General features: G+C 70.3%; 25 protein-coding genes. 9 read left to right on the forward strand and 16 right to left on the reverse strand.

Annotated elements, in window-relative coordinates; all coding sequences use genetic code 11:
- Window positions 1–142 precede the first annotated feature (142 nt).
- Window positions 143–2,404 carry a family 2 encapsulin nanocompartment cargo protein terpene cyclase gene (locus ACIQM3_RS08130; protein WP_401620472.1) on the forward strand — a complete coding sequence of 754 codons (2,262 nt, stop codon included), beginning with the start codon at window positions 143–145 and terminating at the stop codon, window positions 2,402–2,404.
- On the opposite strand, the gene ACIQM3_RS08135 is transcribed toward ACIQM3_RS08130, so the two are convergent.
- Window positions 2,343–2,843: a hypothetical protein gene (locus ACIQM3_RS08135; protein WP_401620475.1), complete on the reverse strand. Its 501-nt coding sequence runs from the start codon at window positions 2,841–2,843 to the stop codon at window positions 2,343–2,345. The two genes, ACIQM3_RS08130 and ACIQM3_RS08135, sit on opposite strands and share 62 nt — an antisense overlap.
- 46 nt (window positions 2,844–2,889) lie before the next feature.
- On the reverse strand, window positions 2,890–3,291 hold the full coding sequence (locus ACIQM3_RS08140) for an ACT domain-containing protein (protein ID WP_401620478.1): 402 nt from the start codon (window positions 3,289–3,291) through the stop codon (window positions 2,890–2,892).
- A gap of 135 nt (window positions 3,292–3,426) precedes the next feature.
- On the opposite strand from ACIQM3_RS08140, the gene ACIQM3_RS08145 reads away from it, so the two are divergent.
- Together ACIQM3_RS08145 and ACIQM3_RS08150 are read left to right on the forward strand one after the other, a co-directional pair.
- Window positions 3,427–4,515 carry a nitrous oxide reductase family maturation protein NosD gene (locus tag ACIQM3_RS08145; RefSeq protein ID WP_401620480.1) on the forward strand — a complete coding sequence of 363 codons (1,089 nt, stop codon included), beginning with the start codon at window positions 3,427–3,429 and terminating at the stop codon, window positions 4,513–4,515.
- 34 nt (window positions 4,516–4,549) lie between these two features.
- Window positions 4,550–5,635: a methyltransferase gene (locus ACIQM3_RS08150; RefSeq protein WP_401620483.1), complete on the forward strand. Its 1,086-nt coding sequence runs from the start codon at window positions 4,550–4,552 to the stop codon at window positions 5,633–5,635.
- Window positions 5,636–5,707: 72 nt separating this feature from the next.
- Here the strand turns inward: ACIQM3_RS08150 and ACIQM3_RS08155 are convergent, their stop codons facing one another.
- From ACIQM3_RS08155 to ACIQM3_RS08185, 7 genes are all read right to left on the reverse strand, one after another.
- Window positions 5,708–6,040, reverse strand: coding sequence for a TcmI family type II polyketide cyclase (locus ACIQM3_RS08155; RefSeq protein WP_401620486.1), 333 nt, complete (start codon window positions 6,038–6,040; stop codon window positions 5,708–5,710).
- Window positions 6,041–6,059: 19 nt separating this feature from the next.
- On the reverse strand, window positions 6,060–6,539 hold the full coding sequence (locus tag ACIQM3_RS08160; protein ID WP_401620489.1) for an SRPBCC family protein: 480 nt from the start codon (window positions 6,537–6,539) through the stop codon (window positions 6,060–6,062).
- 1 nt (window position 6,540) lies between these two features.
- The gene (locus ACIQM3_RS08165; protein WP_104791180.1) at window positions 6,541–6,798 is read right to left on the reverse strand and encodes an acyl carrier protein; all 258 of its coding nucleotides are present in this window, start codon (window positions 6,796–6,798) and stop codon (window positions 6,541–6,543) included.
- A gap of 16 nt (window positions 6,799–6,814) precedes the next feature.
- Complete coding sequence (locus ACIQM3_RS08170; RefSeq protein ID WP_401620493.1) at window positions 6,815–8,074, reverse strand: ketosynthase chain-length factor; 1,260 nt, start codon at window positions 8,072–8,074, stop codon at window positions 6,815–6,817.
- Window positions 8,071–9,339, reverse strand: a complete 1,269-nt coding sequence (locus ACIQM3_RS08175) for a beta-ketoacyl-[acyl-carrier-protein] synthase family protein (protein WP_401620496.1) — start codon at window positions 9,337–9,339, stop codon at window positions 8,071–8,073. Before ACIQM3_RS08175 ends, ACIQM3_RS08170 begins: the two co-directional genes overlap by 4 nt.
- A complete protein-coding gene (locus ACIQM3_RS08180; protein WP_393754374.1) occupies window positions 9,336–9,779 on the reverse strand; it encodes a cupin domain-containing protein in 444 nt (147 codons plus the stop codon). Before ACIQM3_RS08180 ends, ACIQM3_RS08175 begins: the two co-directional genes overlap by 4 nt.
- Before the next feature lie 68 nt (window positions 9,780–9,847).
- The gene (locus ACIQM3_RS08185; RefSeq protein ID WP_401620500.1) at window positions 9,848–10,966 is read right to left on the reverse strand and encodes a TcmI family type II polyketide cyclase; all 1,119 of its coding nucleotides are present in this window, start codon (window positions 10,964–10,966) and stop codon (window positions 9,848–9,850) included.
- Window positions 10,967–11,237: 271 nt separating this feature from the next.
- Here ACIQM3_RS08185 and ACIQM3_RS08190 point away from each other — a divergent pair, with 271 nt between their 5' ends.
- Window positions 11,238–12,875 carry an FAD-dependent oxidoreductase gene (locus ACIQM3_RS08190; protein WP_401622350.1) on the forward strand — a complete coding sequence of 546 codons (1,638 nt, stop codon included), beginning with the start codon at window positions 11,238–11,240 and terminating at the stop codon, window positions 12,873–12,875.
- A 39-nt stretch (window positions 12,876–12,914) separates the two neighbouring features.
- Here the strand turns inward: ACIQM3_RS08190 and ACIQM3_RS08195 are convergent, their stop codons facing one another.
- Window positions 12,915–14,435, reverse strand: a complete 1,521-nt coding sequence (locus ACIQM3_RS08195) for an alpha/beta fold hydrolase (protein WP_401620503.1) — start codon at window positions 14,433–14,435, stop codon at window positions 12,915–12,917.
- 56 nt (window positions 14,436–14,491) lie between these two features.
- Window positions 14,492–15,055, reverse strand: coding sequence for a TetR/AcrR family transcriptional regulator (locus tag ACIQM3_RS08200; RefSeq protein ID WP_401620506.1), 564 nt, complete (start codon window positions 15,053–15,055; stop codon window positions 14,492–14,494).
- 150 nt (window positions 15,056–15,205) lie between these two features.
- Between ACIQM3_RS08200 and ACIQM3_RS08205 the strand changes: the two genes are divergently transcribed.
- Both ACIQM3_RS08205 and paaK read left to right on the forward strand, forming a co-directional pair.
- Complete coding sequence (locus ACIQM3_RS08205) at window positions 15,206–15,673, forward strand: DUF1348 family protein (protein ID WP_401620509.1); 468 nt, start codon at window positions 15,206–15,208, stop codon at window positions 15,671–15,673.
- A gap of 115 nt (window positions 15,674–15,788) precedes the next feature.
- Window positions 15,789–17,078, forward strand: coding sequence for a phenylacetate--CoA ligase PaaK (gene paaK / locus ACIQM3_RS08210; RefSeq protein ID WP_401620512.1), 1,290 nt, complete (start codon window positions 15,789–15,791; stop codon window positions 17,076–17,078).
- Between the two features lie 89 nt (window positions 17,079–17,167).
- Here paaK and ACIQM3_RS08215 read toward each other — a convergent pair whose 3' ends face one another.
- The 4 genes from ACIQM3_RS08215 to ACIQM3_RS08230 all read right to left on the reverse strand — a co-directional run bounded on the left by ACIQM3_RS08215 (window position 17,168) and on the right by ACIQM3_RS08230 (window position 21,202).
- The gene (locus ACIQM3_RS08215) at window positions 17,168–18,058 is read right to left on the reverse strand and encodes a class F sortase (RefSeq protein ID WP_401620514.1); all 891 of its coding nucleotides are present in this window, start codon (window positions 18,056–18,058) and stop codon (window positions 17,168–17,170) included.
- A gap of 88 nt (window positions 18,059–18,146) precedes the next feature.
- The gene (locus ACIQM3_RS08220) at window positions 18,147–18,647 is read right to left on the reverse strand and encodes a sortase (protein WP_401620517.1); all 501 of its coding nucleotides are present in this window, start codon (window positions 18,645–18,647) and stop codon (window positions 18,147–18,149) included.
- Window positions 18,648–18,927: 280 nt separating this feature from the next.
- Window positions 18,928–19,581, reverse strand: a complete 654-nt coding sequence (locus ACIQM3_RS08225) for a DNA alkylation repair protein (RefSeq protein ID WP_401622353.1) — start codon at window positions 19,579–19,581, stop codon at window positions 18,928–18,930.
- A 61-nt stretch (window positions 19,582–19,642) separates the two neighbouring features.
- Window positions 19,643–21,202, reverse strand: a complete 1,560-nt coding sequence (locus ACIQM3_RS08230; protein WP_401620520.1) for an acyl-CoA synthetase — start codon at window positions 21,200–21,202, stop codon at window positions 19,643–19,645.
- Window positions 21,203–21,431: 229 nt separating this feature from the next.
- Between ACIQM3_RS08230 and ACIQM3_RS08235 the strand changes: the two genes are divergently transcribed.
- The 3 genes from ACIQM3_RS08235 (at window position 21,432) to ACIQM3_RS08245 (ending at window position 25,554) form a co-directional block, all read left to right on the forward strand.
- A complete protein-coding gene (locus ACIQM3_RS08235) occupies window positions 21,432–23,294 on the forward strand; it encodes a serine hydrolase (protein WP_401620523.1) in 1,863 nt (620 codons plus the stop codon).
- Window positions 23,295–23,388: 94 nt separating this feature from the next.
- Entirely contained in the window at window positions 23,389–23,970 is a 582-nt protein-coding gene (locus ACIQM3_RS08240; RefSeq protein ID WP_401622356.1) for an SIMPL domain-containing protein, read from the forward strand.
- Between the two features lie 192 nt (window positions 23,971–24,162).
- The gene (locus tag ACIQM3_RS08245) at window positions 24,163–25,554 is read left to right on the forward strand and encodes an endo-1,4-beta-xylanase (protein WP_401620526.1); all 1,392 of its coding nucleotides are present in this window, start codon (window positions 24,163–24,165) and stop codon (window positions 25,552–25,554) included.
- A gap of 92 nt (window positions 25,555–25,646) precedes the next feature.
- Here the strand turns inward: ACIQM3_RS08245 and ACIQM3_RS08250 are convergent, their stop codons facing one another.
- Entirely contained in the window at window positions 25,647–26,804 is a 1,158-nt protein-coding gene (locus tag ACIQM3_RS08250; protein WP_401620529.1) for a LacI family DNA-binding transcriptional regulator, read from the reverse strand.
- Between the last annotated feature and the right edge of the window lie 72 nt (window positions 26,805–26,876).

Below are 26,876 nucleotides of genomic sequence, written 5' to 3' on the forward strand. Positions count from 1 at the left end.
TCAAGAGTGCAGTGTGCCGCCGGTCATGGATTTGTGTGACTATTTCGCGCTGTGCGTGCCCCGTATGGCCGAGGGGTAGTGCTGGCGCCGACAGGACCGGTCCATGTGGATCGCGCGAAGTTCTCGGAAAGGCCGGACGCACATGGCACAGCCCTTCTCACTGCCGGACTTCTACGTGCCGTACCCGGCGCGCCTCAACCCTCATCTGGAGGCTGCCCGGACCCATACCCGGGCGTGGGCGCGCGGAATGGGGATGCTGGAAGGCTCCGGTATCTGGGAGGAGAAGGACCTCGAGTCCCACGACTACGCGCTGCTCTGCGCGTACACCCACCCGGACTGCTCGGCCGAGGCCTTGTCCCTGGTCACCGACTGGTATGTGTGGGTCTTCTTCTTCGACGACCACTTCCTCGAGCTGTTCAAACGGACTCCGGACCGCGAGGGCGGCAAGCGGTATCTGGACCGGCTGCCCGCCTTCATGCCGATGGAGCGGGGCGCTGCGACACCGGAGCCGGAGAATCCGGTGGAGGCGGGGCTGGCCGATCTCTGGGCGAGGACCGTGCCGGCCATGTCCGACGCCTGGCGGGCCCGGTTCGCCGAGGCGACGGAGAACCTGCTCAACGAGTCCCTGTGGGAGCTCTCGAACATCAACGAGGGGCGGATCGCCAACCCCGTCGAGTACATCGAGATGCGCCGCAAGGTCGGTGGGGCACCGTGGTCGGCGGGTCTGGTGGAGTACGCCGCGAACGCGGAGGTTCCCGACTCGGTGGCGGGTTCGCGCCCGCTGCGCGTGCTGAGGGACGCCTTCTCCGACGGGGTGCATCTGCGCAACGACCTGTTCTCGTACCAGCGCGAGGTCGAGGACGAGGGCGAGAACAGCAACGGTGTCCTGGTCCTGGAGAGGTTCCTGGGCTGCTCGACCCAGGAGGCGGCCGAGGCGGTCAACGATCTGCTCACGTCGCGACTGCAGCAGTTCGAGAACACCGCCCTCACCGAACTCGGGCCGCTCTGCACGGAGAAGGGGCTCACCCCCGACGGGACGGCGGCTGTCCTGGCGTACGTCAAGGGGCTTCAGGACTGGCAGTCCGGCGGCCATGAGTGGCACATGCGCTCAAGCCGCTACATGAACGGCGGCGGCACGGGTGAGAGCGTCCCCGGATTCGGAATGGCCGCGGCCTCGCTGCGCCTCACCCCCCGCTCCGAGTCGCTCCGGCTGCGCAGCCATACACATGTTCCGTTCCAGCGGGTCGGTCCGTCGCTGCTGCCCGACTTCGACATGCCGTTCAGCACGACGCTGAGTCCGCACCTGGACGGGGCGCGCGTACGGATCGTGGACTGGTCGCGCCGGATGGGGCTGCTGGAGGCCCAGCCTGGTGTGCCGGGTTCGCACATCTGGGACGAGGAGCGGCTGGTCGCCACCGATCTGCCCCTCTGTGCGGCGGGGCTGCATCCGGACGCCACCCCGGACGAGCTCGACCTGTCCTCGGGCTGGCTGACCTGGGGGACGTACGGCGACGACTGGTTCCCCGTGGTGCACGGCCGGACGCGTGACCTGGCGGGGGCGCGGCTGGCCAACGAGCGGCTGTCGCTGTTCATGCCGCTGGACGGGTCGTCCGTGCCCGAGCCGGTCAACGCGCTGGAGCGCGGGCTCGCGGACCTCTGGCAGCGGACGGCGGGGCCGATGGACGAGGGCGCGCGCCACACCTTCCGGGAGGCGGTGGAATCGATGACGGCGAGCTGGCTCTGGGAGCTGGCGAACCAGGCGCAGAACCGGATTCCCGATCCGGTGGACTACATGGAGATGCGCCGGGCGACGTTCGGTTCGGATCTCACGATGAGCCTGTGCCGGCTGGGGCACGGCAGGAAGGTGCCTGACGCCGTCTACCGCAGCGGCCCGATGCAGTCCCTGGAGAACGCGGCGGCGGACTACGCGTGCCTGCTGAACGACCTGTTCTCGTACCAGAAGGAGATCGAGTACGAGGGCGAGGTGCACAACGGCGTCCTGGTCGTCCAGAACTTCTTCGGGGTGGACTATCCGACGGGTGTCGCGATCGTGCACGACCTGATGAAATCGCGGATGCGCCAGTTCCGGCATGTCGCCGAGCAGGAACTGCCGGTTCTCTACGACGACTTCGACCTGGACACGGAGGCGAGAGAGGTCCTGGCCGGTTATGTGCTGGAGCTCCAGCACTGGATGGCGGGGATCCTGATCTGGCACCGGGACTGCCGGCGCTACCGCGAGGAGGATCTGCGGCGGGGCACCGGAACCCCGTGGCACATCAGTGGCCCCACGGGGTTCGGGACATCGGCGGCGCAGGTCACACGACTGCTGACGCAGGGACGTTTCAGCCCTGCTGGAACAGCTCCGCGGGAAGTGGCTTCAGCAGGGCGTACAGATCGTCGGTGATCGGCCGGTCCCAGCTGGCGATGGTGACGAGCACGCCGTCGCTGCGGTCGAACTGGACGCAGGAGATCCGGCTCTCGGAGAGCTTGACGCGGCGCACGATCAGCAGGCTGGCACCCTGCATGACGGGCACGTCCTCGGTGCCGGTGACTTCGACCGGCTCGTCGTTCTCGAGCGCGAGGAGCAGCTGGGCGACCTCGAAGGGGACCTGGCCCTCCTCGGTCTCGCGGGCCGGTGATCCCTCCGGCAGATTGCCGATGATCATCGCGGGGCCGCGTCCGCCGAACAGGTCGTAACGCAGGAACACGCCCTGACAGCTCCCGTCGGGAGCGGGGAGCAGACCGGCGCCGAGGTTGCCGGGCCAGTCCCCCGGGTCCATGGCCAGGACGTCGAAGTCCGGGCCCGCGGGTGTGGCGGCGCTACGGCGGCGGAGGAAGGACATGGGGCCATGTTACGTGTCCCGGCTCACGTTGCGGAGCCGGGCACTCCTACGCGGACTCCGCGGCCAGCGCTTCGAGCGCCCGGACCGCGTCGGCCGCGCGTGCGTACGGCACGAACAGGTGGTCGTGGTGGAATCCGGCGACCACGTTGCAGCTGATCCCCGCGTCCGTGAGGGCCAGGGAGACCGCCGCGGTCAGCCCGACGGCGTCCAGTGCGGAGTGCACACGGAGAGTGATCCACGCGGCGACGAAGTGGTACGCGAGCCCCGACTCCTCGGCCTGTGCCTCGGGGACGACGAGCGTCAGCCCTTCCTGCTCGGAGACGGTGACCACCGGGGTGACACCGGTGGGCGCCTCACCGCCCGGAAGAGTGGTGTAGACGTAGCGGCCGGGCCTGAGCTCCGGTCGCATGCCCCGCAGCAGTGTTCGAAGATCGCGCTCGCCCGTCATGGGGCCACGGTACGGCTGCGGTAGCCGGGAGCGCGGACGCAGTAAGCCATTCAGGCACGCCATGTATCCATACGCTCACCTTGCGTGGCACCGGCGGTTGATCGCCCATAGCTTCGGCTCATGAGGAAAAGACACATGAAATGCCTGGCGGGTATCACCGTCTCCGCAGCCACGACACTGGGTCTCGCGGCCGTTCCCTCCGCCGCGTCCGGGCACAGTGACCTCGTGGTGCACCCGGGCGAATCGATCCAGAGCGCGGTGGACGCCGCCCGGCCCGGAGACACCGTCGTCATCCTGGCCGGCACCTACCGTGAGAGCGTCCTGATCACCAAGCCCGGCCTGACCCTGCGCGGCACCGGGGAGCGGACGGTGATCGCCCCGCCGGCCGCGAAGGGAGCCAAGACCGCCAAGAAGGCCAAGGCCGCCAACGCCTGCGCCACGGGCGGGAACGGCATCTGCGTCATCGGGACGAAGAGCCGCACGGTCGACGATGTCCGCATCCGGTCACTGACCGTCTCCGGCTTCGACAAGAGCGGCATCTGGGCGTCCTGGACCGACGGGCTCTCCGTCCGCAGGGTGGCAGCCGGCAAGAACGGCACCTGGGGCATCGCCCAGGAACGGTCCACCCGCGGTGACTTCCGGCACAACACCGCCACCGGCAACGGCGACGCGGGCATTTTCGTCGCCAACTCGGTCAGCGAGGAGGGCGGAGCGACCGACACCGGCGGGACCCTGGTCGTGGACAACTCCGTGAGCGGGAACCGCATCGGCGTCACCGCTCGCCGGGTGAGGAACCTCGTCATCGACGGCAACACCCTGACGGGCAACTGCAGCGGGGTCTTCGTCGTGGGCGACGAGTCCAAGCCCGCGGCGGGGGCGATGACCATCAGCGGCAACCGGATCGTCAAGAACAACAAATTCTGTCCGGCCACCCCGCGTCTCTCCGCGATCCAGGGGTCCGGCATCGTCCTCACCGGCAGCGAGGCCACGACCGTACGTTCCAACGTCATCCGCGACAACGTCGGCTCGACCCCGCTCTCCGGCGGCATTCTGCTGTTCAAGAGCTTCGTGGGCGCGCTCAACACCGACAACACCATCAGCCGCAACCTCGTGCAGGGCAACAAGCCGGCCGACCTCGCCAACCGCGACACCTCGGGCACCGGCAACACCTTCGTCAGCAACACGTGCGGGACGTCCGTCCCGGCCGGCATGTGTGCCGGATGACGGCCCACCGCCGCACAAGGAGAAACGAGACGGTATGACCACCGTGAGTCCCACCCCCGACACCACCCCCGTCGCGGCCCCTCTCACCGCGCCCCCGGTCTCCGCCGCCCAGAACCCGCCTCCGTCCATGCGGCTCCGGGAGCTCGCGTTCGGGGCCGCCTGCGCCGCGGCCGTGCGCGCGGCGGCGAGGCTGCGTGTGGCCGACGCGCTGGCCGAGGTACCGGCATCGGCCGCCGAGCTCGCCCTGATCGTGGACGCCGAGCCCGTACCTCTGCGCCGGCTGCTGCGCGCACTCTGCTGCTACGGGATCTTCGAGGAGACGGCGGACGGGAAGTTCGTCCACACCGAGATGTCCCGGCTGCTGCGCGAGGACGACCCGAACAGCCTGCGCTACATCTCCCTGTGGTGCACCGAGCCCTGGACCTGGGAAGTCTGGCCGCGGCTCGACGACGCGGTGCGCTCCGGTACGAGCGTCTTCCCCGAGGCGTTCGGCAAGGGCTTCTTCGAATATCTCCACGAGGACGCGGGCGAGTCCGCCCAGGTGTTCAACCGGGCGATGACCACCTCGAGCGTGCAGTCGGCGCAGGATGTCGCCGACCTCCTGGACCTCACCGGGGTGTCCTCGGTAGCCGACATCGGCGGCGGCCAGGGGCACGTTCTCGCGAGTCTGCTGGAGAAGCACCCCTCGGTCCAGGGAACGCTCCTGGACCTGCCGGGCGTCGTGGCCCGTGCGGACGCCAGGCTGCGGGACGGCGGCCGCCTCGCGGACCGCGTACGGATCGTGCCCGGCGACTGCCGTGAGGACATCCCGTTCGAGGTGGACCTGTACATCATCAAGAACATCCTCGAATGGGACGACGAGAGCACCCGCAGGACCCTGCGGAACGTGGTCGCCGCGGCCCGCCCCGGCGCCCGCGTGGTGATCATCGAGAATCTCGTGGACGACACCCCGTCGATGAGGTTCACCACCGCCATGGACCTGCTGCTCCTGCTCAACGTCGGGGGTGCCAAGCACACCCGGGAGAGTCTGGTCGGGCGGATGTCCGACGCGGGCCTGCGGGTCGGCGAGATCCACCCCGTCAACGCGTACCTGCACGCCTTCGAGTGCGTCGTGCCGTAGCGCGGGGCACACGCGCAGATCGCCCCGGGTCCGGCACCTGAGTGCCGGACCCGGGGCGATCATCTGTGTCAGTCAGGCGGAGCCGTCGCTCTGCCACCGGTAGAACTGCTGCGCCATCGCGTCCTTCGGACCGCGCCAGGTCTCCGGGTCGTAAGGGCTCACGAAGGCGGTCAGCCGGTCGCTGATGGCCTTGAACTCCGGGTGCTCCGTCACCTTGGCGATCTCCGGGCCGGGGGGCCGTTCCGATTCGATGAGGTGGAGATACACGTCGCCGAACTGGAACAGGGTGCGCCTGTTGACGCCGACGAGGTGCGGCAGGTCGGTGTTGTCCGAGGCCGCGAACAGCTTCGCGATGTCCGGCGCGGACTCCGGCGCCATCCGGGCGACGATCAGTGCGTGGTGCATCTGGCTGCCTTTCGGGGCATCAGTTGGCGGGGACCGAGGCGGAACGGCGCTCCCGGTCGCGCTGCTCGATCTTGTCGCGGATGAGCTCCAGCTGGACGCGCGAGTTGCGGTTGATGTTGTCGGTCATCCACGCGTCGTCGACCGGTGCGTCGGGCCGCATCGCGAAGTCCTGGCGCCAGTGCATGCGCGTGCCGCCCGGGACCTCCGAGTACTCCCACCGGATGTCCATGTGCTGGAACGGTCCGGTCTCGACCCGCCGGGCGCGTACGTTGCGTCCCTGGCGGTCCGTGGTGCGCTCGGAGACCCAGCTCCAGACCTTGCCGTTGTCGTCGGGGTGCATCGTGAGGCGGAAGGTCGTCTTCTGGCCCTCCCGCTTCATCACCTCGACGGACGCGTACTCGCTGAACAGCTGCGGCCAGCTCTCGAGGTCGTTCGTCATGTCCCAGACGAGGTCCAGGGGTGCGGCGATGGTGATCTCGTTCTCGGTGTGTCCAGTCATGTCAGGCTCCAGTCACGAGAGTGTTGTTCACGAGGTCGAGGAACTCGCCGGGCGTCTTGCACCGGTCGGCGTCGACCGGCAGCGGGTGGCCGTACCGGTTCTCCAGCGCGGCCACGATGCCGAGCAGGCCGAGCGAGTCCAGGCCGTAGGCGTCGAAGGCGGAGCCGGGACGGCTCGCCATCTCCGACGGGTCGACCGTCAGGCCGGCGCCGCTCTTCATCAGCGCGGCCAGTTCTTCGTACGTCAGCTGAGCGGTCATGAGGGGCTACTCCTTCTCAGAGCGGGGTGTCGGTGGGGCGGCGCAGCACCAGGGCCGAGTTCGAGCCCATCAGCCCGCGGCTCAGGACGAGCGCGGTGCGCAGTTCTGCGGGACGCGCGCGCCCGGTGACCACGTCCAGGTCGTGGCACACGTCGAAGACGTTGGGCGTCGGCGGGACCAGGCCGTGTTCCATGGCGAGTACCGCGGCGGAGGTGTCGAGCACGGGTGCGCCGCAGTAGGCGCGGCCGATACCCGTCTTGGGCGCGGTCACCGGGACCCGGCGTCCGTGCGCGCCCAGCGCATCGGCGATGGCGAGGGCCTCGGCCCGGTCCGCCGCGGGCACGCCGAGCGCGTCGGCGAACACGACGTCGATCTCCTCCGGCGCGCAGTCCGCCTCGCGGAGCGCGCCTTCGATCGCCCGGGCCAGTCCCGCCCGGGACTCCTCCCAGCGGGCCGCTCCGGTGAAGGTCGCGGAGTGGCCGGCCAGTTCGGCCCGGACCTTCGCACCGCGTTCGCGGGCCGTCGTCTCCTCCTCGACCACCAGCATGGCGCCGCCCTCGGCGGGCACGAATCCACAGGCGTCCGCGGTGAACGGCCGGTAGGCGCGGGTGGGGTCGTCGCAGAGGCTGAGGTCCTCGTAGCCGAGCTGGCAGACCACCGAGTACGGCGCGAGGGGTGCCTCGGCCGCGCCGACCACGACGGCGTCCGTTCCCCGCCGGATGGACCGCGCGGCGTGCATGAGCGCGTCCAGGCCGCCGGCCTCGTCGCTGGCGACGACGGCGCAGGGCCCCTTGAAGCCGCCGCGGATCGAGATCTGGCCGGTGCTGGCCGCGTAGAACCAGGCGATGGACTGGTACGGGCCGACGAACCGGGAGCCCTCGCCCCACAGCCGTTGCAGCTCGCGCTGGCCGAACTCGCCTCCGCCGGAACCGGCTGCGGTGACCACGCCCACCTTGAAAGGCGCGCCCTCGTAGTCCGCGCGTCCGAGCCGTGCGTCGTCCAGGGCGAGATCGGCTGCGGCCATCGCGTAGTGCGTGAAGCGGTCGGTCTGGACGAGGAAGCGCTCCTCGATGAAGGCGACCGGGTCAAAGTCCCTGACCTCGCCCGCGACGCGCAGCGGGAGGTTCTCGCAGCCCTCGCGGGACACCGTGTCGAGGACGCTGACCCCTTCCTGGGTCTGCTTCCAGAAAGCACCGGCGCCGGTCCCGTTGGGGGCGACGACGCCGATCCCCGTGATGACGGAACTGCGGCGTACCGGAGTTGCCGGGGCGTTCATGGGGTCCTCCCGCCTGATCTGGTCATGGCGACGGCGGACTGGAATCCGCCGAAGCCGCTGCCGACCGAGAGCACGCTGCGCAGCTTGAGGGGCCGCGCGGTGCGGGGTACGTAGTCGAGATCGCACTCGGGGTCCGCGGTCTCGTAGTTGGCCGTCGGCGGCACCGTCTGGTGTTTGAGGGCCAGTACGCACGCGGCGATCTCGATCGCGCCGATGGCGCCGAGGGAGTGGCCGACCATCGACTTGATGGAGCTCATCGGAACCTTGTACGCGTGCGCGCCCAGGGCCCGCTTCACCGCGGCCGTCTCGTGCCGGTCGTTCTGCTTGGTGCCCGAGCCGTGCGCGTTGACGTAGTCGACCTGCGATCCGTCGAGCCGGGCATGCGCGAGGGCGGTGTTGATGGCCTCGGCCATCTCCAGTCCCTCGGTGGTCAGCCCGGTCATGTGGTAGGCGTTGCCGAACGTGGCGTAGCCCGATATCTCGCAGTAGACGGTCGCGCCGCGGGCGCGGGCGTGCTCCAGGTCCTCGAGGATGAGGACGGCGCCGCCCTCGCCCATGACGAAACCGTCCCTGCGGGCGTCGAACGGCCTGGAGGCGTGCTCCGGGTCGTCGTTGTTCGCCGAGGTCGCCTTGATCGCGTCGAAGCACGCCACCGTGATGGGGGTGATCGGTGTGTCGGACGCTCCGGCGACACAGATGTCCACTCGGCCTTCCTCGACGGAGTGGAAGGCGTACCCGATGGCGTCGAGGCCGGAGGTGCAACCGGTCGAGACCGTCTGCACGGGTCCGTGCGCGCCGACCTCCTCCGCGACCGCGGAGGCGAGGGTGCTGGGCGCGAACGCGCGCTCCAGGTGGGCGCCCGCCGGCTTGTGGTCGACGTCCCAGCGCGCGCCGCTGCCGCTGACCGCGACGTAGTCGTGCTCCAGGCGCGTGGTGCCGCCGACCGCGGTCCCGAGGGAGACCCCTATACGCCAGGGGTCCTCCTTCTCGAGGTCGAGTCCGGCGTCGCCCAGCGCCTCCCGGGCCGCCACCAGGGCGAACTGGATGTAGCGGTCCGAGCGGGCGATCAGATCCGCGTCCAGCCCGTGGGCGACGGGATCGAAGTCGCACTCGGCGGCGATGCGCGATCGGAACTGCGCCGGGTCGAACAGTGTGATTCCGCGTGTCGCGGTACGGCCGTTGGCGAGCAGGTCCCAGAACGCCGGGGCTCCGATGCCACCGGGTGCGACGACGCCGACCCCGGTGACGGCCACGCGCCGGGTCATGAGGCCGCCCCCGTTCGTTCTGGCGGCGCGTAGCCGTCACTCGCGTCCGCGGTCTCCGTGACCTCGGTGTCCACGTGCCCGAGTTCGGGCCGCGGGGCGAGCGGGCCGAGGTGGAAGACCATGCGCGCCTCCACGTCACCCACGTTACGGAAGCGGTGACGGACGTGCGGCGGGATCAGCAGGCCCTGGTCGGGCCGCATCGGGTGTGATTCGCCGTCCAGGTCCACTTCGAGGAGCCCGTCCACGACGTACACGAATTCCTCGGAGTACGGGTGGTAGTGCTCGCCGATCCGGTCTCCCGGGGCGACGATGGCCAGCCCCATGAAGCCGCTGGTGGCGCCCACCGCCGTGGGTGTGAGCATGGCGCGCAGGTCGCCTCCGCGCCTGCGGTTGGGCTGAGTCTCGCTGAGGTCCACGATGCGAGGCCGGTGGGTGGTCATGGCTGTTCTCCTCCAGGCACGTTGTGCGGTGTGACGGCAGCACGGGTGGCCCCACTGCCGGTGACGCGTCAGGACTCGGTGGCCCGACGGTCGGTGATCAGGTTCATCTCGGCCTGCGCGAGGAAGCGCGCGGCCTCCTGGTCGGTCGTCGGCATGCCGTTCGCACCGCCGTCGAGCAGCCGGCCGAGCATGGCCGCCTTGCGGTGGCCGCCGATGCCGAGTGCCTGTGAGGGCTGGGCGTCGAGCGGGCCGCTCACCTCGAGCAGCCGCACCACGATGTCGTCGCGCTGGAAGATGGTGCTGCTCTCGATGGGGCTCGACGCGTCGTTCGCCGCTTCCTCGTCCTGGCCGGCGAGCAGCCGGGCCAGTGCCATGCCGCAGCCTTCCTTGGCCTGGTAGAACAGCGAGTGCCGCTGGATCCCCTCGGGGGCGTGCCGGCCCGCTGTCACGTGGTGAACGGTGGGGAGCGCGGCCCTGGTGAAGAACATCCGGGCGGAGTCCGGGTCGCTGAGGTCGCGGTCCTGCTCCAGGTACGGGTTGATGGCCTCCTCGACGGCCCTGACCTCGGGCTGGCGGGAGACGTGGCGCAGGGCCGCCATGAGGTCGCCCTCGACCTCGACCGCTCGCACGACACGGTTTCCGTGCATGAAGAGCGAGGTACGGCGCAGCCGGGTGTTCTCGTCGACGCGGGACTGCGGGGAGTCGTAGTCGGCGAGGATCTTCGCGACCATCTCCTCAGTGCCCGGCTTCACCGTGAAGGTGAGCGCGTGGCGTACGACGCCGTCGCCCAGTCGCGGCGCGGCCTGGAGGCGGCCCTTGGCGGACTCGGGAGTGCCCTCGAACGCGACCCCGGTCTCCCGCAGCACGCTGAAGCGCAGGGAGCGTGTGTCGCGCACGCAGCTGTGCAGGGGCTGCACCGTCGCCACGTGCTCCTCGCTGTTCACCCAGGCGAGGAAGGGCGGCGCGCTCTCCCACTCACTGGTGATGAGCCACTGCGAGGGGTTCTCGATGGACTGGCACAGCTGGTCGCTGATGTGTCCGGGGATCGAGGCCACCTGGTTGCGCATGTGCTCGTACGCCTCGAGGAACTGGTTCTGGGCGCCGTCGTGCAGGTCCAGCAGCAGTATGACCCGGAGCCTCGAACCGTCGAAGGCGGACTGAGATATCCGTTCCGAGAGGGTTGTCATCTTTCGCTCTCCTTCGAGACGGCGCGGCGGCCACGTCCCGTGGCCTCTCGTCATCCGTCGGTTTCGGTGGAAGCGGCGCAGGTCTCTGCCCGCCGGCATGAAGTCCACCCCCACATCGCGAGCATCGCTCCCGCGACTGATCGTGGAACGCTGGTACGAGCGGCGCGAGATTTATGAACCGTTCAGGTGAGGCGTCGGCCGAAGTCCGGCCCAAGGCCTCCTGCGAGGGCATGGACACTGCATCCGTCACGTGTCCGAGCTGGAGCAACTGATGAACGAGAACGTCGACCTCCGCGTACCGGTCCTCATCGTGGGCGGCTCCCTGGTGGGCCTGTCCGCCTCCCTCTTCCTGAGCCGGCTCGGCGTCCGCCACCTGCTGGTGGAGAAACACAGCAGCACCTCGACCCACCCACGGGGGCGGGGGAACAACGTCCGGACGATGGAGGTGTTCCGGACCGCGGGTGCGGAGCAGCTGATCCGGGACGCCGCATCCGTGCTGGCGGACAATCACGGAATCCTTCAGGCCGGGTCGCTCACCGGCGACGACCAGGAGTGGCTGTTCAAGGAGATCGACCCGGGCGGCGGGATCGCCAGGTTCAGCCCGAGCGGCTGGTGCCTGTGCAGCCAGAACGACCTGGAGCCGGTGCTGGTCTCCCATGCCCGGGCGGAGGGCAGCGAGCTGCGGTTCTCCACCGAGCTGCTCAGCTTCGAGCAGGACGCGGACGGGGTCACCGCTGTGGTCAAGGACCGGGAGACCGGGGGACACACCACGGTGCGCGCCGACTATCTGGTGGCGGCCGACGGGCCCCGCAGTCCGATCCGGGAGCAGCTGGGCATCGGCCGGACGGGGCCGGGGGACCTCTTCCACAACGTGAGCATCACGTTCCGCTCGCGGCGGCTCGCCTCCGTGGTGGGCGACCGGCGCTTCATCGTCTGCTACCTGACCACCCCGGACGCGGACGGGGCGCTGCTGCCCGTGGACAACGAGGAGCAGTGGGTGTTCCACGCGCCGTGGCAGCCGGACCAGGGCGAGACGCTGGAGGACTTCACCGACGAGCGGTGCGCGGACCACATCCGCAGGGCGGTCGGTGCGCCGGACCTGGACGTGGAGATCACCGGCAAGGCGCCGTGGCACGCCGCCGAGCGGGTCGCCGAGCGGTACGGCTCCGGCCGGGTCTTCCTGGCCGGGGACTCGGCGCACGAGATGTCCCCCACCGGGGCGTTCGGCTCCAACACCGGTATCCAGGACGCGCACAACCTGGCGTGGAAGCTGGCTGCCGTGCTCGACGAGGCGGCGGGACCGGGGCTTCTCCAGACGTACGAGGCGGAGCGGCTGCCCGTGGCGAAGGCCACGAGCGCGCGTGCGTCGGCCCGCTCGGGAGAGCACAGCCACCCGGGGTACGCCGGATCACCCGGCCCGGGTGGCGGCGGCCGCAAGGGCGGCATGCTCACGGTCGCACTCGGCTACCGCTATGTGCGCGGCGCCGTGCTCGACGTGGACCCCGGCCTTCCGGTGGTGCCCGAAGGCATGGGCCTGACGGGTGAGCCCGGCACCAGGGCACCGCACATGTGGCTCGGGCGGGACGGCGGGCGTGTGTCGACGCTGGATCTCTACGAGAAGTCGTTCGTGCTGCTGAACGACGCCCGGCATCCGGACTGGCGTACGGCGGCGGAGCAGGTGGCCAAGCGCCTGTCGGTCCCGCTGGAGGCCTTCGGGATCGGCGCCGCCCCGGGCGCCGATCTGGAGCCCGAGGAGGGGGCCGACTGGGCCGCCACCCATGGAACGTCCGCCGAAGGCGCCGTGCTCGTGCGGCCCGACGGGTTCGTCGCCTGGCGTTCGCACGGCGCGGCGGCGGACCCGGAGGCGACGCTGTACGAGGTCATGGTGACTCTGCTCCACCGCGGCTGACGCGGCGGGAGGTGCGGCCGGCGGGCCCCGTGGGGCCCGTCAGCCGACGCCGAACGACCTGAGGGCCTCGAGGAACGCCTGGGGGTTGTCGGCGTGCACGAGGTGCCCGGCGTCGACGGAGGCGAACCGTCCTTGGGGTATCTGCTCCGCCATCCAGGCCAGTTGCCCCTGGTCGACGTGGCTGCGGGCCCCTCCGACGACGAGTACCGGGGCGGTGATCTCGCCCAGGCACTCACGTGCGGCGGGGTCAGGGGCGTTGAGCTGGGCGTCGATGGACGGAACGACCTGCCAGTCGAAGCCGAGCTCGCCCGGCGGACGTTCGGCCGGCCCGCGGGGTGGGTCGAGCGGGAGCAGGGACGGGGCGTCCTCGACGACCAGGGCCCCGACCAGTTCCGGGTGCCGCTCGGCCAGCAGCAGGGCTGCCGCTCCGCCCATCGAGTGCCCGATCACTGTGGCGCCGGCGAGATTGCGGGTCTCCAGGAAGGCGTGCAGGTCGTCACGGAAGAATTCGAAGGAGTATCGGCCCGGCCAGTCGCTGAGGCCGTGGCCCCGGAAGTCGAGTGCGTACACCCGGTGGCGGGCCGCGAGCTGTTCGGCGATGCCCGTCCAGTCCAGGCTGCTGCCGCCCCGCCCGTGGGCGAGGACGACGGGCGGGGCCGAGGGGTCGCCCCAGGTGCGGTACGCGAGCCGGATCCCGCCCGCCTGCACACTGCTGAGGTCGGGGTCCAGGAAGGCCGTGACGGTGCGGACGAAGGCACCGGGGTCGTCCATCCACGGGAAGTGGCCGGCGCCCCGCTGGACGACGAATTGCGAGTGGGGGAAGAGCGCGGCGAGTTCCGCCGCGCGGTCGGGGCTGGGGCCTCCGTCGTACTCCCCCGCGAGGACGAGCACGGGCAACGGCAGCTCGCGGAGTGCGGCGACCGCGGCGTCGGTGTCGAGGCCGTCCTCCGGGTAGTAGAACGACCCGGCCAGGGCGTTTCGCTGCACGGGGGATTCGGCGGCGTGGGCCTGGGCGGGGGCGTCCCAGCGCCCGTACATGAACGGTCGGATCCCCGCCCAGGCCTCCGGCGTGGCGCGTCCGGCCTGGATCTCGTCCAGCGCGGCCCTGGCCTCGGCGTACCAGGGCTCGTGGGCGCGCAGCGCTGCGGCGTCGCGCCGGTCCTGGTCGGTGGCGGGAAGGCCCAGGGTGCCTGTCCCGGGTGTGACGAGCGTGAGGGAACGCAGTCGCCGGGGGTACTTCGCGGCGTAGAGCGCGGCGAGTTCACCGGAGGCGGAGTGGCCCAGCACATCGGCCTGTTCGAGGCCGAGGTGCGCGCGGAGCGCCTCGACGTCCTCGACGAGACGGTCGATCCGGTAGGTCGACGGGTCATCCGGGACGGCGGATTCCCCGGTGCCCCGCAGATCCAGCAGCACCAGCTGCCGCACCCGGGACAGGCCGCCGAGGTCGCCGAAATAGCGGGCCGCCCGCATGGGGCCGCCCGGCAGGCAGATCAGCGGTTCGCCCTCGCCCACCAGGTGATAGGCGAGTCCGGTTCCGTCGTACGTGCTGAAGATCGGCATAACAGTCATCCAAACAGTGCGGGCGGCCCGTTGCAGGTGCGTACGCCCAGAGCGAATCAGGTGACGGCGGCGTCCGACAGGAGCCGCACGGCCGCCTTCCGGGCCTGGTGTGCGGGCTCGGGCGTCCCGGCGACGGCCGCGGTGACGATCGCGCCTTCGGCGAGCAGCACGTAGGCGACGGCGGATCCCTCCGGCTCACCCGCCGCCACGACCAGGCCGGTGATGTAGGCACGGAAGGCTTCCTTGTGAAGGCGTGCGATGCCGGCGACGGAGGCGTCCGTCGCACCGATCTCGCCGAAGCTGTTGTTGAAGGCGCAGCCGCGGAAGCCGGGCTCGGAGAACCACAGGTGCAGCCAGTCGAAGACCGCGAGGACCCGGTCCCGCGGCGGGCCCGGGCAGCTGTCCACGTATGCGGCGAGTTGTGCGCGCCACCGGGTGTCCCTGGCTTCGAGGCACGCACGGACCAGCGCGGACTTGGAGGGGAAGAGCCCGTACAGGCGCTTGAGCGAGACACCTGAGGCAGCGCGGATCTCGTCCATGGAGACCGCTTGGACACCGCGGGCGTAGAAGAGGTCCTCGGCGGCTTCCAGTGCCGCGGACCGAGCTTGTGCGGGATCCACCGTGATGCCCCTCGTCGCCGTACGTGCGTGCCCTCGTCCGCGCCCTGCGTGCCGCGTCCGCCTGTCGGCGGGCTTGCGGGAGAACGCGCGTTCTCCTACAGTACGGCACCACGAGGAGAACGCCCGTTCTCCCGCCTGCGGAGGGGTCGCATGAACGCGCAGCCGCTCGTCCCGCCGTTCACCCAGGGGTCCGCGGCCGCAAAGGTCCGCCGCGCCGAGGACGCCTGGAACACCCGGGACCCGGAGAAGGTGGCGCTCGCCTATACACCGGACTCCCGCTGGCGCAATCGCGCCGAGTGGGTGACCGGGCGTCGGGAGATCATCGGCTTCCTGACACGAAAGTGGGCCCGGGAGCTGGATTACCGTCTCGTCAAGGAACTGTGGGCGTACGACGGCAGCCGGATCGCCGTGCGTTTCGCCTACGAGTGGCACGACCACGGAGGCCGCTGGCACCGGTCCTTCGGCAACGAGAACTGGGAATTCGACAGCGGCGGACTCATGCGGGTGCGCCACGCGTCGATCAACGACGTCCCGATCGAGGAGTCCGGGCGCCGGTTCCGCTGGACACCCGGACGGCGGCCGGACGACCACCCCGGGCTCACCGAGCTGGGCTTCTGACCAGGAGTTGTCCACAGGCCGCCCGCACCCCTTGCCAGAACCCCCCACCTCCTGAATTACTGCTCCCAGGAGGCGACCGAATGGTCGGTCGCCGGTCGGCGAGGGGATGATCCGTATGACCGCGCTGCTTGACGCCGGCGAGCGGCTCGGCCGCGACGAGCTCGAGTCCCTGCAGTTGGAGCGACTCCAGGCCACGCTGCGGCACGCCTACGAGAACGTCGCCTTCTACCGCGCGGCGTTCGACAAGGCGGGGCTGCGCCCCGAGGACTGCCGTGCGCTCGCCGATCTCTCCCGCTTCCCGTTCACCGTCAAGGCCGACCTGCGCGACAACTACCCGTTCGGGATGTTCGCCGTTCCCGAGGACCGGGTGCGGCGGGTCCACGCGTCCAGCGGCACGACCGGCCGGCCCACGGTGGTCGGGTACACGGAACACGACCTGGACACCTGGGCGGACGTGGTCGCCCGGTCGATCAGGGCGGCGGGCGGCCGGCCTGGCCACAAAGCCCATGTGGCCTACGGATACGGCCTGTTCACCGGTGGCCTGGGAGCGCATTACGGGGCGGAGCGCCTCGGCTGCACCGTCATTCCGGCGTCCGGGGGCATGACGGCGCGCCAGGTGCAGCTGATCCAGGACTTCCGGCCGGAGATCATCATGATCACGCCCTCGTACATGCTCACCCTGCTCGACGAGTTCGAACGCCAGGGAGTCGATCCCCGGACGACGTCGCTGAAGGTCGGCATCTTCGGAGCCGAGCCGTGGACCGAGCAGATGCGCGACGAGATCGAGGAGCGGTTCGCCATCGACGCCGTCGACATATACGGGCTGTCGGAGGTTATGGGTCCCGGGGTGGCTCAGGAGTGCGTCGAGACCAAGGACGGGCTCCACATCTGGGAGGACCACTTCTATCCGGAGGTCGTCGACCCGTTCACCGGTGAGGTCCTGCCGGACGGGGAGGAGGGCGAGCTGGTCTTCACCTCGCTCACCAAGGAGGCCATGCCGGTGATCCGCTACCGGACCCGTGACCTGACGCGGCTGCTGCCGGGGACTGCCCGCGTCTTCCGCCGGATGGAGAAGATCACCGGTCGCAGCGACGACATGGTGATCCTGCGCGGGGTGAATCTCTTTCCCACGCAGATCGAGGAGATCGTGCTGCGGACTCCGGGAGTGGCTCCGCACTTCCAGCTGCGACTGACCCGGCAGGGGCGGATGGACGCGCTGACCGTGCGGGCGGAGGCACGGGCCGGTGCCTCTACCGCCGAGCGCGAGGAGGCCGCCCGGTCCATCGCGGCAGCGGTGAAGGACGGGGTCGGCGTGAGCGTCGGGGTCGAGATCGTCGATCCGGAGACACTGGAGCGGTCGGTCGGCAAGATCAAGCGGATCGTCGATCTGAGGGAGGCCCGCTGAGGGGGCCGCGGCTGGAGGGGCCGGCTGCGGGACAGCTGTGGGCGGCCGGGTGAGCGAGACCGCCAGGGGCACGGTGCGGCCCGGGGTGTTCAGCGCGAGGCGGTCATGGAGGCGAAGACCACGACGTTGTCCTGGTAGCCCGTCTTCTTGTTGTAGACGCCACCGCAGGTGATCACCCGCAGTTCGGGGCGGGCGGAGGGGCCGTAGACCTTGTCGTCCGGGAAGTTCGTCTTGTTGTAGACCGCGACGGCGTAGACGGTGAACACGGCCGTGCGCAGGTCCGCCCGGACGATCTCGATGGTGGCGCCCTTGCGCACGGTTCCCAGCTCGTGGAAGACGCCGGGCCCGAGACGGGTGTCCACGTGCCCGGCCGCGACCGCGGTGCCCACGGCGCCGGGCACCGTCCCGCCCGCGTACCAGCCGGCGAGTACGGGGTTGTTGTCGGGCGGAGGCTCGAGCGCTCCCGCCGTGTTCAGCGCGAGCTTCATCAGAGGGGCGTCCACCTCGAGAACCGGGATCCGAAGCCGGAGCGGAGTCGCGGGCGCGAGCGGCCGCACGGAGGGGGGCGGGACGGAGGCACCGCCGCTGGGCCCCGGGCGCGTGGAGGCCGGGTCGGCGGGGGTCTGATCCGGCGGGCTCACCGGCACGGGGGCCAGGGGGCCCGGACGGGCGGGCGGCGGGGCCGGAGGCGCCGGCGCCATGGCGGGGTGGCGCAGGTAGGAGGGCGGCCGGGTCACGGGCCGTTCCGGGGCCAGGTAGGCGAGAGCCTGCGCGGGCCTCGGGGGGCGGGCTGTGGGCGGGACCGACGTGGCGGACAGCGCGGCGGCGGGAGCGGCTGTCCCGGCCGCCGGCGGCTGAGGTGGGCGGTCGTCGCGCGTTCCACTCATCACCAGGGCCGTACCTGCCACCAGGGCCCAGACGAGGTGCTTCACCGCTGGGAACGCCGGCGGTGTCGCGCTGTTGGTACTCCCGGATTTCATCGCGTGCCTCTGCTTCGCAGCGGGTGGGTGGGGCGCCGCGGGCCGGGAAGGTACGCCTTCCCGGCCCCCGCGGACGTGAGCAGTGCGGTCAGGAGCGCGCTGCGGCGGTCCGGCGGCGCACCCTGACCACTCCCCCGGCCGCCGCCGCGGCGAGCAGCACACTGCCCGCGGCGAGCTGCGTGTTCTGGTCGGTGGGCGCTCCGAAGCCGGCGTCGACCCCGCCGGTGGGTGCGCGGTCGGCGATCTGGTACGTGTCCGTGATCCTCGTCCGGGGCGGGCACTTCACGGTGACGGTGTCGGTGCCCGGCCGGGTCCCCGCCGGGATGTCGAACACGCCGACCAGCACCCCGGCCCGGTCACCCTTGAAGAGGTGAAAGGCCCCTCCTGCCTCCGACGTGCCCTTGCCGTAGGTCTCCTTGCCGCAGGCTCTGGTGACGACGGTGACCTCTGAGCCTGGTGAGGCCTTCGCCGGGCTGATGCGAATGGTCTGTTCACCTGAGGGGTCGGCCGCGGCTCCGGCGGCCGGGGCCGCGAGTGCGAGAGAACCGACGGCCAGACAGACACCCGCGCCGATGCGTGTGTTGCGCATGTGGATCCTCCAACGGGAGCAGGGTCCGGCCGGTCTGCGCGGCACCTCTGCTGTGTTCCGCCTTCGAGGCAACCGACAGCCCGTCACCTGCGCAACACGAGGTTCTGCCCCACACGTCACCCGGCCAGGCTCCGGGCTCGGCGGACGGACGACCGTTCTCGCAGGTCACCCGATCCGGAAGAAGAACTGAAAGGGGATCACGTCCAGGACGGCGAACGGGCTAAGACGCACACTCGGCCGATGGCTCCGTAGCCCTGCGGGAGGGGGCCGCTGCCGCCGGTCAGGCCACCGGCCGGCCCTGCTGACGGCTCACCATCTCGGTGATCCAGACGGGCGCGTACGGAGACGTGCAGCCCGGGGAGGTCGGGTAGTCCTTGAGAACCTCCAGGCGCTCACCGATGTCCATCGCACGGGCACGGTGATCGGCGTGTTCGATCCCGATCTGAGCCAGGCAGTGGTTCATCGCCCACTGCAGGCGGGGCGGGGCGTCCCGCATCCGTGCCTCGATGACGTCGAGCAGTCCCACGAGGTCGAGCCCCTCGGGCTTCTTCGCCACGCGTTCGGTGGTCAGCGCCCAGCCGGCACCGGCGACCACCGGGTCCGGATCGGCGGACCAGGCCGGACGCAGCTCTTCGGCGTGCGGGTTCTTCTTCACCACGTAATTCACGAGCCAGTCGTTCACCTTGGGTGTACGCGCCTGGCGCAGCATGGCGTCCAGCTCGTCACGCCCGAACGCCTTCGGGCGGCAGATCAGCAGCGCCAGCAGTCTCGCCGCGGTGTCATCCGTCTCCCAGAGCCGGCATGCGAGTTCCTGCTGCGTCTTCAGCCGCTTCGCGAGCGCGCGCAGCTTGCCGAGGTTCACGCCGTGATCGTCGCCGTGTCTCTCGTTCACCTCGCGAATTCTCGGATCCTCGAGCTCGGCGAGCTCGGCCATCACCTCGGACACCGTCGTCCCGGACACGCCACTCTCCTGTCACTCACCTGAAGGCTGCAGCCTACGAGGGAGGCCGGCCCTCCGTCGTACGCGCCGGCGGTGGAGCCGCTGCGGCGTCCTTCTCCGAGAAACGGTCCCGCAGCTCCCTCTTCAGGATCTTGCCGCTGGCGTTGCGCGGGAGTTCACCGACGAAGAGGACCCTCTTCGGTGCTTTGAAGTGGGCGAGTGCCGAGCGGGTGTGCTCGATCAGTTCTGATTCCGAGGCCTCTCCCCGGAGCACGACGATCGCGGTGACGGCCTCGATCCAGCGCGCGTCGGGCAGCCCCACCACGGCAGCCTCGGCCACCGCGGGGTGGGTGTAGAGGGCATCCTCCACCTGTCGGGAGGCGACGAGCACACCTCCCGAGTTGATGACGTCCTTCACCCGGTCGACGACCGTGAAGTAGCCCTCCGGGTCGCGCACGGCGAGGTCACCGGAGTGGAACCAGCCGTCACGGAACGCCTCTGCGCTCTCCTCCGGTTTGTCCCAGTAGCCCTGGCACAGCTGAGGGGAGCGGTAGACCACCTCACCCGCCGTGCCGTCGGGCACCTCCTTGCCGCCCTCGTCGACCACCTTCGCCTCGACGAAGAGCACGGGTCGCCCGCAGGAGTCCATCCGCCCTTCGTGCTCCTCGGGTCCGAGGACGGTGGCGAGGGGGCCGATCTCGCTCTGGCCGAAGCAGTTGTAGAACGCCAGCTCCGGCAGTCGCTCGCGCAGGCGTTCCAGGACGGGCACCGGCATGATCGACGCGCCGTAGTACGCCTTGCGGAGCGCTCCGAGCTCACGGGTCGCGAACTCCGGGTGGTTGGCGAGTCCGATCCAGACGGTCGGCGGCGCGAAGAGGCTGTCCGCCTGACCGGTTTCGACCAGATCGAAGATCCGGCCGGCGTCGGGGGCGTCGAGAATGGTGTTCTCGGCGCCCACGGCGAGATACGGCAGCAGGAACACATGCATTTGCGCGGAGTGGTAGAGGGGCAGCGAATGCACCGGCCGGTCCGTGGCGCGCAGGTCGAGGGCGGTGACGGCGCTGACGTACTCGTGGACCAGTGCGCCGTGCGTCATCATCGCGCCCTTGGGCTGGGCGGTCGTGCCGGAGGTGTAGAGCAGCTGCACAAGGTCGTCGGCGCCGGGTTCGCGTACGGGGGTGAAGGCGCGCGGGGTGTCCAGCTCGCCGAGGAGGGAGTCCGGCGCGTCGCGTAGCGGCCGTACGTCCCGGTCCGCCGGGACTCGCGGGGCCAGTCCGGGGTCGGTGAGGACGAGCGCGCTGCCGGACTGGCGGAGGATGTATGCCAGGTCCTCGCCGGTGAGATTCTGATTGACCGGTACATGGACCAGCCCGGCACGGGCGCACGCCAGATAGGCGATCAGGTACACGTCCGAATTGTGGGCGTAGGAGGCCACCCGGTCACCGGGGCGGAGGCCGTGCGCGGCGGTCAGCACGGCGGCCGCTGTACTGACCGCCTCGTCGAGGGCCGCGTAGGTCCAGGACCGCTCGGCGTACCGCACGGCGGTGCGCTCCGGGGTGCGCCGTGCGCTGCGGGTCAGGACGCCGTCCACTGTGCTGCTGCGTACACCTGTCATGGCGTGATCCTGGGTGGCCGGCCGTCGAGGGTCAAGAGCCCGGAACGCCCGTGTCGGCGTCGCCCGCCTCCATGACCTGACGTCACGTCAGATTCTTTGTTCCGCGAGGGGCCCCTCGTGCGGCAGTGGTGACAGTAATCTCTGCTTCGGCAGGAAGTTTCATCACCGTACGAGATTTCGAAAGTTACTTTCGCGTGGGTGCTTTCGACGTGAGGGGAAGGGGTTCCGGATGGCCGGAGACGTGTCGGGACGGGGAATGAGCCGCCGGAGGCTGGGCGGCGGGATACTGGCGCTGGGCGGGGCGTTCGCCCTTGCCCCGATCCCCTTCGCGGGGCCGGCTGGAGCGGCGGCCGGTGCCGAGCGGGGCACGGGACCGCTGGGCGGCGGAGCATCGGAGACCGGGACGGGTATGGGATCAGGGCGGGGCCGGCCGACGCTGCGCCGCGGGTCGGCCGCACGTGCCGGGCTGCTGCCGGACCAGCTCGACCTGCTCGTCGCCGATGCGGAGAAGTACCTCGCCGACTCCCCCGCGCACCCCTGGTACGCGGGTGCGGTCCTGCTCGCGGGCCGGGGCGGCACCGTGGCGCTCCACCGGCCGCTCGGCAGCGCGGTTCGCTATGCGGCGTACGACGAGAAGACCGACACCGGGGTGGAGTTCCCGCCCGACCAGCAGATCGCGATGGCCGAGGACACGGTCTTCGACCTGGCCTCGGTGTCCAAGCTGTTCACCTCGATCCTCGCCGTGCAGCAGATCGAGCGAGGCGCGCTGGAGCTCGAGGCGGCTGTCGCGTCCTACCTCCCCGACTTCGCCGGCGGCGGCAAGCAGGACATCACGGTCCGTCAGCTGCTGACGCACACCTCGGGCTTCCGGTCCTGGATCCCGCTCTACAAGGAGCCGACCCGTGAGGGGAAGCTGCGCCTGCTCTGGGACGAGGTGCCCGCCTCGGCTCCCGGTACGGCGTATCTCTACTCCGACCTCAATCTGATCTCGCTGCAGTTGATCCTGGAGAAGATCACCGGACGCACTCAGGACGACCTGCTCCGCGACGAGATCACCGCTCCGCTCGGGATGCATCGCACCCGCTACAACCCGCCCGCCTCCTGGAAGCCGAAGATCGCGGCCACCGAGGACGCCCGGCTGCCCTGGTCGGGGCTGGAGCGCGGACTGGTCTGGGGCGAGGTCCATGACGAGAACGCGTACAGCCTGGGCGGGGTCGCCGGCCACGCGGGCGTCTTCTCGTGCGCCTGGGATCTGGCCGTACTGGCCCGCACGCTGCTCAACGGCGGAAGCTACGGCACCTCCCGGATCCTGTCCGAGGAGTCCGTGGAGCTGTTGTTCACCGACTTCAACACCGCCTTCCCCGGCGACGAACACGGCCTGGGCTTCGAGCTCTACCAGCACTGGTACATGGGCGCGATGGCCACCCCGCGCACAGCGGGCCACACCGGGTTCACCGGCACGAGTCTGGTCCTCGATCCGACGAGTGACTCGTTCCTGATCATTCTGGGCAACTCCGTCCACCCTGTGCGCACATGGCGTTCCGGCAGCGCTCCGCGGGTGGCGGCGGCCAACCGGATGGCGCGGGCGGTGCCCGTCCGTCCGGCCCGGGGCCGTACCGCCTGGTTCTCCGGTATGGCGAGTGCCGCCGCCGCGACGCTCACACTGCCCGCGGTGCTCCCGGTCTCCTCCCGCCCGGCGCTCAGCTGCGCGCTGTGGTGGGACACCGAGCCGGCTTCGGACGTGCTCCGCCTGGAGGCGTCCTCGGACTCCGGGGCGACATGGAAGCCCGTACCCTTCACCACCGTTCCGACCCACGGAGACGGGCCCGGGGAGCCGCGGCCGCACCCGGACGGGTCGGTCTCCGGCTGGTCGGGACGCGTCTGGCACCGGCTGGAGGCGGACCTCGAAGCGTGGCGGGGCACCGAGGTCCGGCTGCGCTGGCGCTACGTCACCGACCAGTTGTATGTCGGGCGCGGCGTCTACGTGGACGACGTCCGGGTGGAGGACCGCGGCCGTACGCTCTTCGACGGGAACAGGCCTCGCGATGCCGGACGCATCGAGGCCGAGGGATGGACCGTTTCCTCCGACTGAGCCGGCCCACCTGGTTGGATGACCGGCGTGAATGGAACCCAGTCCATAGACACCGTTCCTATCCAGTGTGCATGAGTGGGTCCTGGACCCACTGATGTGTTCTGGGCGCATCCCGAACGGTGTTGGATGCGCTGGGTTGCCGCTTTCGCGTCCCGTTCGGTGGCACGTCTCCAGGGGCGTGGTCCGTTGCGGGTGGGCGGGTTTACGCGCGAAGAGGGAACTGCGCTCCCGTGCGCGCACGGCGGCCGTGGCCGCGGCGCGGGAGAAGGCGGCCCTGTACGCGGAGGCTGCCGGAGCGCAGCTCGGGCCCGTCATCCACATCACCCGGCATGGTGACCGTCTCGGCGGGGGTCGTCCCTCGGCTTCTCACTCATCCGCGGCTGAGGACACCCGCGCCGAGAGCACCCGCACCTGCGCGAGACCGAGCGCGGGCCTCCCCCGAGGGCCCGCGCTCGCTCATTTCCCCCGACGGATCCGGAGCGTCTTCCCCTCCATGGAAGCGGTTCGAAAGTTTCGGCACACAGCATCAACTTCTTTCGCCATGCCCGAGCTCGATGACCGGAGTATCCGCGAAGTGGACCCCACATGGCCCATCGGATCCCCCGTACATGCAGGCGGAATGGACAACTGCCCTCAAATGAGCGGGTGTTCACTCGGAAATATTTCGGAAATATAGCGTTGACTCGACTTCCCGTGGGGCGCATACTCTCCCTCGCTCCCCCTGTTCCGCAGCTCGTCCTTCCGTCGACGGACGCCCTCCCGGTGTGTGTGCGCCGATGGCTCGACAGCACCTCGAACGGTCCGAATCCCCCTGTCCGGGCTTCCAGTTCGACCCGCCCGGCAACCGGAAGAAGAGGCTGGAAACGTGATGGCCCAGATTCCTCCAGGCGGCGTACCCGCCCGCCCGCACCTGCCGGCCCGCGCCAGACGGGCACTGTCCCTCGTCACGGCGGGCGTCCTCGCCGCAGCCGGTGTCGTCGCGCTCGCGGGCAACGCCGAGGCCGCCGGCGCTCTCGGCGACGCCGCGGCGGCGAAGGGCCGCTACTTCGGCACGGCGGTGGCGGCCAATCACCTCGGCGAGGCGGCGTACGCGTCGACGCTCGACGCCCAGTTCGACTCGGTCACACCCGAGAACGAGATGAAGTGGGACGCCGTCGAGGGCTCCCGCAACTCGTTCAACTTCTCGGCGGCCGACCGGATCGTCAGTCACGCGCAGAGCAGGGGCATGAAGGTCAGGGGCCACACCCTCGTGTGGCATTCGCAGCTGCCGGGCTGGGTGAGCGGCCTGGGCGCCACCGATCTCCGCTCCGCCATGAACAACCACATCACCCAGGTGATGACCCACTACAAGGGCAAGATCCACTCGTGGGACGTGGTGAACGAGGCCTACCAGGACGGCAGCAGCGGGGCCCGGCGCAGCTCGCCGTTCCAGGACAAGCTCGGCAACGGCTTCATCGAGGACGCGTTCCGCACCGCTCGTACGGTCGATGCCGACGCCAAGCTCTGCTACAACGACTACAACACCGACGGTCAGAACGCGAAGAGCAACGCGGTCTACGACATGGTGAAGGACTTCAAGCAGCGCGGCGTCCCGATCGACTGCGTGGGCTTCCAGTCGCACTTCAACAGCAACTCACCCGTCCCCTCCGACTTCCAGGCCAACCTCCAGCGCTTCGCGGACCTCGGTGTCGACGTGCAGATCACCGAGCTGGACATCGAGGGCTCCGGATCGGCGCAGGCCGCCAACTACACCAAGGTGGTGAACGCCTGCCTGGCTGTCACACGGTGCACGGGCATGACGGTCTGGGGCGTCACGGACAAGTACTCGTGGCGCAGCAGTGGCACCCCGCTGCTCTTCGACGGTGACTACAACAAGAAGCCGGCCTACGACGCGGTGCTCGCCGCGCTCGGCGGTTCCGGCGGAGGCGGGGACGGCGGCGGTGAGGACGGCGGCGGCACCGGCGCCTGCACGGCGACGTACACCCAGACCTCGACGTGGAACGGCGGCTACAACGGGCAGGTGACCGTCAAGGCGGGCGGGTCGGGCATCAGCGCCTGGACGGTTCCGGTGACCGTACCCTCGCCCCAGAAGGTCTCCGCCGTCTGGAACGGCACGGCCACCACGTCCGGCAACGTGATGACGGTCAAGCTCGCCTGGAACGGGACGCTGGCGGCAGGCACCTCGACGAGTTTCGGGTTCACCGTCACGACGAACGGCAACACCTCGGCACCGGTCGTAGGAGCCTGCACCGCTTCCTGACCGCCCCGCATCAGCGCCTCGTCACCAGGAGGGACCCCGACCGGACAGCGCCCCGCCCGGTCGGCCGACCGGGCGGGGCGCTGTCCGGTCGGTCAGCCTGCGGCCGGCCCGCCGACTCCCGTGGCGGCGAGCGCCGGCGAGGTGGTGGCCGGGGAAGGGACGGTGGAAGCGGACGGGTTGGCGGACCCGGCCGGAATCCCGGCCCCGTCCGGTGCCGGTGCCGTCGATTCGCGTACCACCAGCCGGGGCCTGATCAACAGGGACCGCCCGGCCGCGGGGGCGGAGTCGATCCGGGCGCGCAACTGCTGGAACGTCTCGGCGGCCATCTCCGGAAGCGGCTGACGGACCGTGGTGAGCGGCGGCTCGAAGAGGTCGGCGAGCAGGATGTCGTCGAACCCGACCACCGAGACGTCCCGCCCCGCGCCGCGTCCGGCGTCCTTGGCGCCCCGGCAGATCCCGATCGCACACATGTCGTTGATCGCGACGAAGCCGGTGGGCGGGTCCGGCCGGGTGAGGAGCTCCCTGGCCGCGTTCCGGCCGAGTTCGGCCGCGTCCTTGTCACCGAACTCGGTGGTGTCCGCGCCGGGCCAGACGATCGCATCGGCCGGATCGAGGCCGCTCGCCTCCAGGGCCGCCCGGAAGCCCCGCAGCCGCTCGCGTCGGTTCACGCTGTGGACGGAACCCGAGACGAAGGCCAGTTTCCGGTGGCCCAGTTCGATCAGATGACGGGTGGCGAGCTCGGCCCCCATCGCGTTGTCCACACTGATGCTGGCCAGTGACGAAGGGTCCCCCGCCTGCGCCGTCCGGTCGAAGGCCACCATCTTGAGTCCCCTGCTCAGCAGCGGCGTCATATGGTCGAGTGAGGGCAGCGAGGAGCAGAGAACCACACCGCTCACCCCGTCGGCGAGCAGCTCCTCACCGTACTTCAGCTCGCGGGCGGGATCGCGCTCGCTGTTGCAGAGCAGCACGTGGTAGCCCTCGGCCAGCGCGATGGCCTCCAGCTCCCTGGCCAGCGCCCCCCAGAACGGGTTGGCGACGGACGGCACGATCAGGCCGATGACCTTGATACGGCCGGTGCGGAGCATGCGGGCGGCCCGGTTGGGACGGTAGTTGAGCTGCTCGATCACCTGCTCCACGCGAGCCAGGGTGGCCGCCTGCATACGGTCGGTACGCCCGTTGAGGACGTTGGAGACCGTGCTCGCCGAGACCCCTGCGGCCTCGGCGACCTGATGGATCGTTACCCCGCTCATGCCACCTCCGGTTCGGAACGCACTGCTGATCCTAGTGTACCGATTTACTGAACGCGCTCTACCGGTACACCC

The organism is Streptomyces sp. NPDC091271 (assembly GCF_044757505.1).
GTDB lineage: Bacteria > Actinomycetota > Actinomycetes > Streptomycetales > Streptomycetaceae > Streptomyces.

Excerpts from the sequence above, each read along its gene's own strand:
- ACIQM3_RS08130 (WP_401620472.1), top strand. The coding sequence starts at position 143 with ATGGCACAGCCCTTCTCACTGCCGGACTTCTACGTGCCGTACCCGGCG.
- ACIQM3_RS08135 (WP_401620475.1), bottom strand. The coding sequence starts at position 2,843 with ATGTCCTTCCTCCGCCGCCGTAGCGCCGCCACACCCGCGGGCCCGGAC.
- ACIQM3_RS08140 (WP_401620478.1), bottom strand. The coding sequence starts at position 3,291 with ATGACGGGCGAGCGCGATCTTCGAACACTGCTGCGGGGCATGCGACCG.
- ACIQM3_RS08145 (WP_401620480.1), top strand. The coding sequence starts at position 3,427 with ATGAAATGCCTGGCGGGTATCACCGTCTCCGCAGCCACGACACTGGGT.
- ACIQM3_RS08150 (WP_401620483.1), top strand. The coding sequence starts at position 4,550 with ATGACCACCGTGAGTCCCACCCCCGACACCACCCCCGTCGCGGCCCCT.
- ACIQM3_RS08155 (WP_401620486.1), bottom strand. The coding sequence starts at position 6,040 with ATGCACCACGCACTGATCGTCGCCCGGATGGCGCCGGAGTCCGCGCCG.
- ACIQM3_RS08160 (WP_401620489.1), bottom strand. The coding sequence starts at position 6,539 with ATGACTGGACACACCGAGAACGAGATCACCATCGCCGCACCCCTGGAC.
- ACIQM3_RS08165 (WP_104791180.1), bottom strand. The coding sequence starts at position 6,798 with ATGACCGCTCAGCTGACGTACGAAGAACTGGCCGCGCTGATGAAGAGC.
- ACIQM3_RS08170 (WP_401620493.1), bottom strand. The coding sequence starts at position 8,074 with ATGAACGCCCCGGCAACTCCGGTACGCCGCAGTTCCGTCATCACGGGG.
- ACIQM3_RS08175 (WP_401620496.1), bottom strand. The coding sequence starts at position 9,339 with ATGACCCGGCGCGTGGCCGTCACCGGGGTCGGCGTCGTCGCACCCGGT.
- ACIQM3_RS08180 (WP_393754374.1), bottom strand. The coding sequence starts at position 9,779 with ATGACCACCCACCGGCCTCGCATCGTGGACCTCAGCGAGACTCAGCCC.
- ACIQM3_RS08185 (WP_401620500.1), bottom strand. The coding sequence starts at position 10,966 with ATGACAACCCTCTCGGAACGGATATCTCAGTCCGCCTTCGACGGTTCG.
- ACIQM3_RS08190 (WP_401622350.1), top strand. The coding sequence starts at position 11,238 with ATGAACGAGAACGTCGACCTCCGCGTACCGGTCCTCATCGTGGGCGGC.
- ACIQM3_RS08195 (WP_401620503.1), bottom strand. The coding sequence starts at position 14,435 with ATGCCGATCTTCAGCACGTACGACGGAACCGGACTCGCCTATCACCTG.
- ACIQM3_RS08205 (WP_401620509.1), top strand. The coding sequence starts at position 15,206 with ATGAACGCGCAGCCGCTCGTCCCGCCGTTCACCCAGGGGTCCGCGGCC.
- paaK (WP_401620512.1), top strand. The coding sequence starts at position 15,789 with ATGACCGCGCTGCTTGACGCCGGCGAGCGGCTCGGCCGCGACGAGCTC.
- ACIQM3_RS08215 (WP_401620514.1), bottom strand. The coding sequence starts at position 18,058 with ATGAAATCCGGGAGTACCAACAGCGCGACACCGCCGGCGTTCCCAGCG.
- ACIQM3_RS08220 (WP_401620517.1), bottom strand. The coding sequence starts at position 18,647 with ATGCGCAACACACGCATCGGCGCGGGTGTCTGTCTGGCCGTCGGTTCT.
- ACIQM3_RS08225 (WP_401622353.1), bottom strand. The coding sequence starts at position 19,581 with ATGGCCGAGCTCGCCGAGCTCGAGGATCCGAGAATTCGCGAGGTGAAC.
- ACIQM3_RS08230 (WP_401620520.1), bottom strand. The coding sequence starts at position 21,202 with ATGACAGGTGTACGCAGCAGCACAGTGGACGGCGTCCTGACCCGCAGC.
- ACIQM3_RS08235 (WP_401620523.1), top strand. The coding sequence starts at position 21,432 with ATGGCCGGAGACGTGTCGGGACGGGGAATGAGCCGCCGGAGGCTGGGC.
- ACIQM3_RS08240 (WP_401622356.1), top strand. The coding sequence starts at position 23,389 with ATGTGTTCTGGGCGCATCCCGAACGGTGTTGGATGCGCTGGGTTGCCG.
- ACIQM3_RS08245 (WP_401620526.1), top strand. The coding sequence starts at position 24,163 with ATGGCCCAGATTCCTCCAGGCGGCGTACCCGCCCGCCCGCACCTGCCG.
- ACIQM3_RS08250 (WP_401620529.1), bottom strand. The coding sequence starts at position 26,804 with ATGAGCGGGGTAACGATCCATCAGGTCGCCGAGGCCGCAGGGGTCTCG.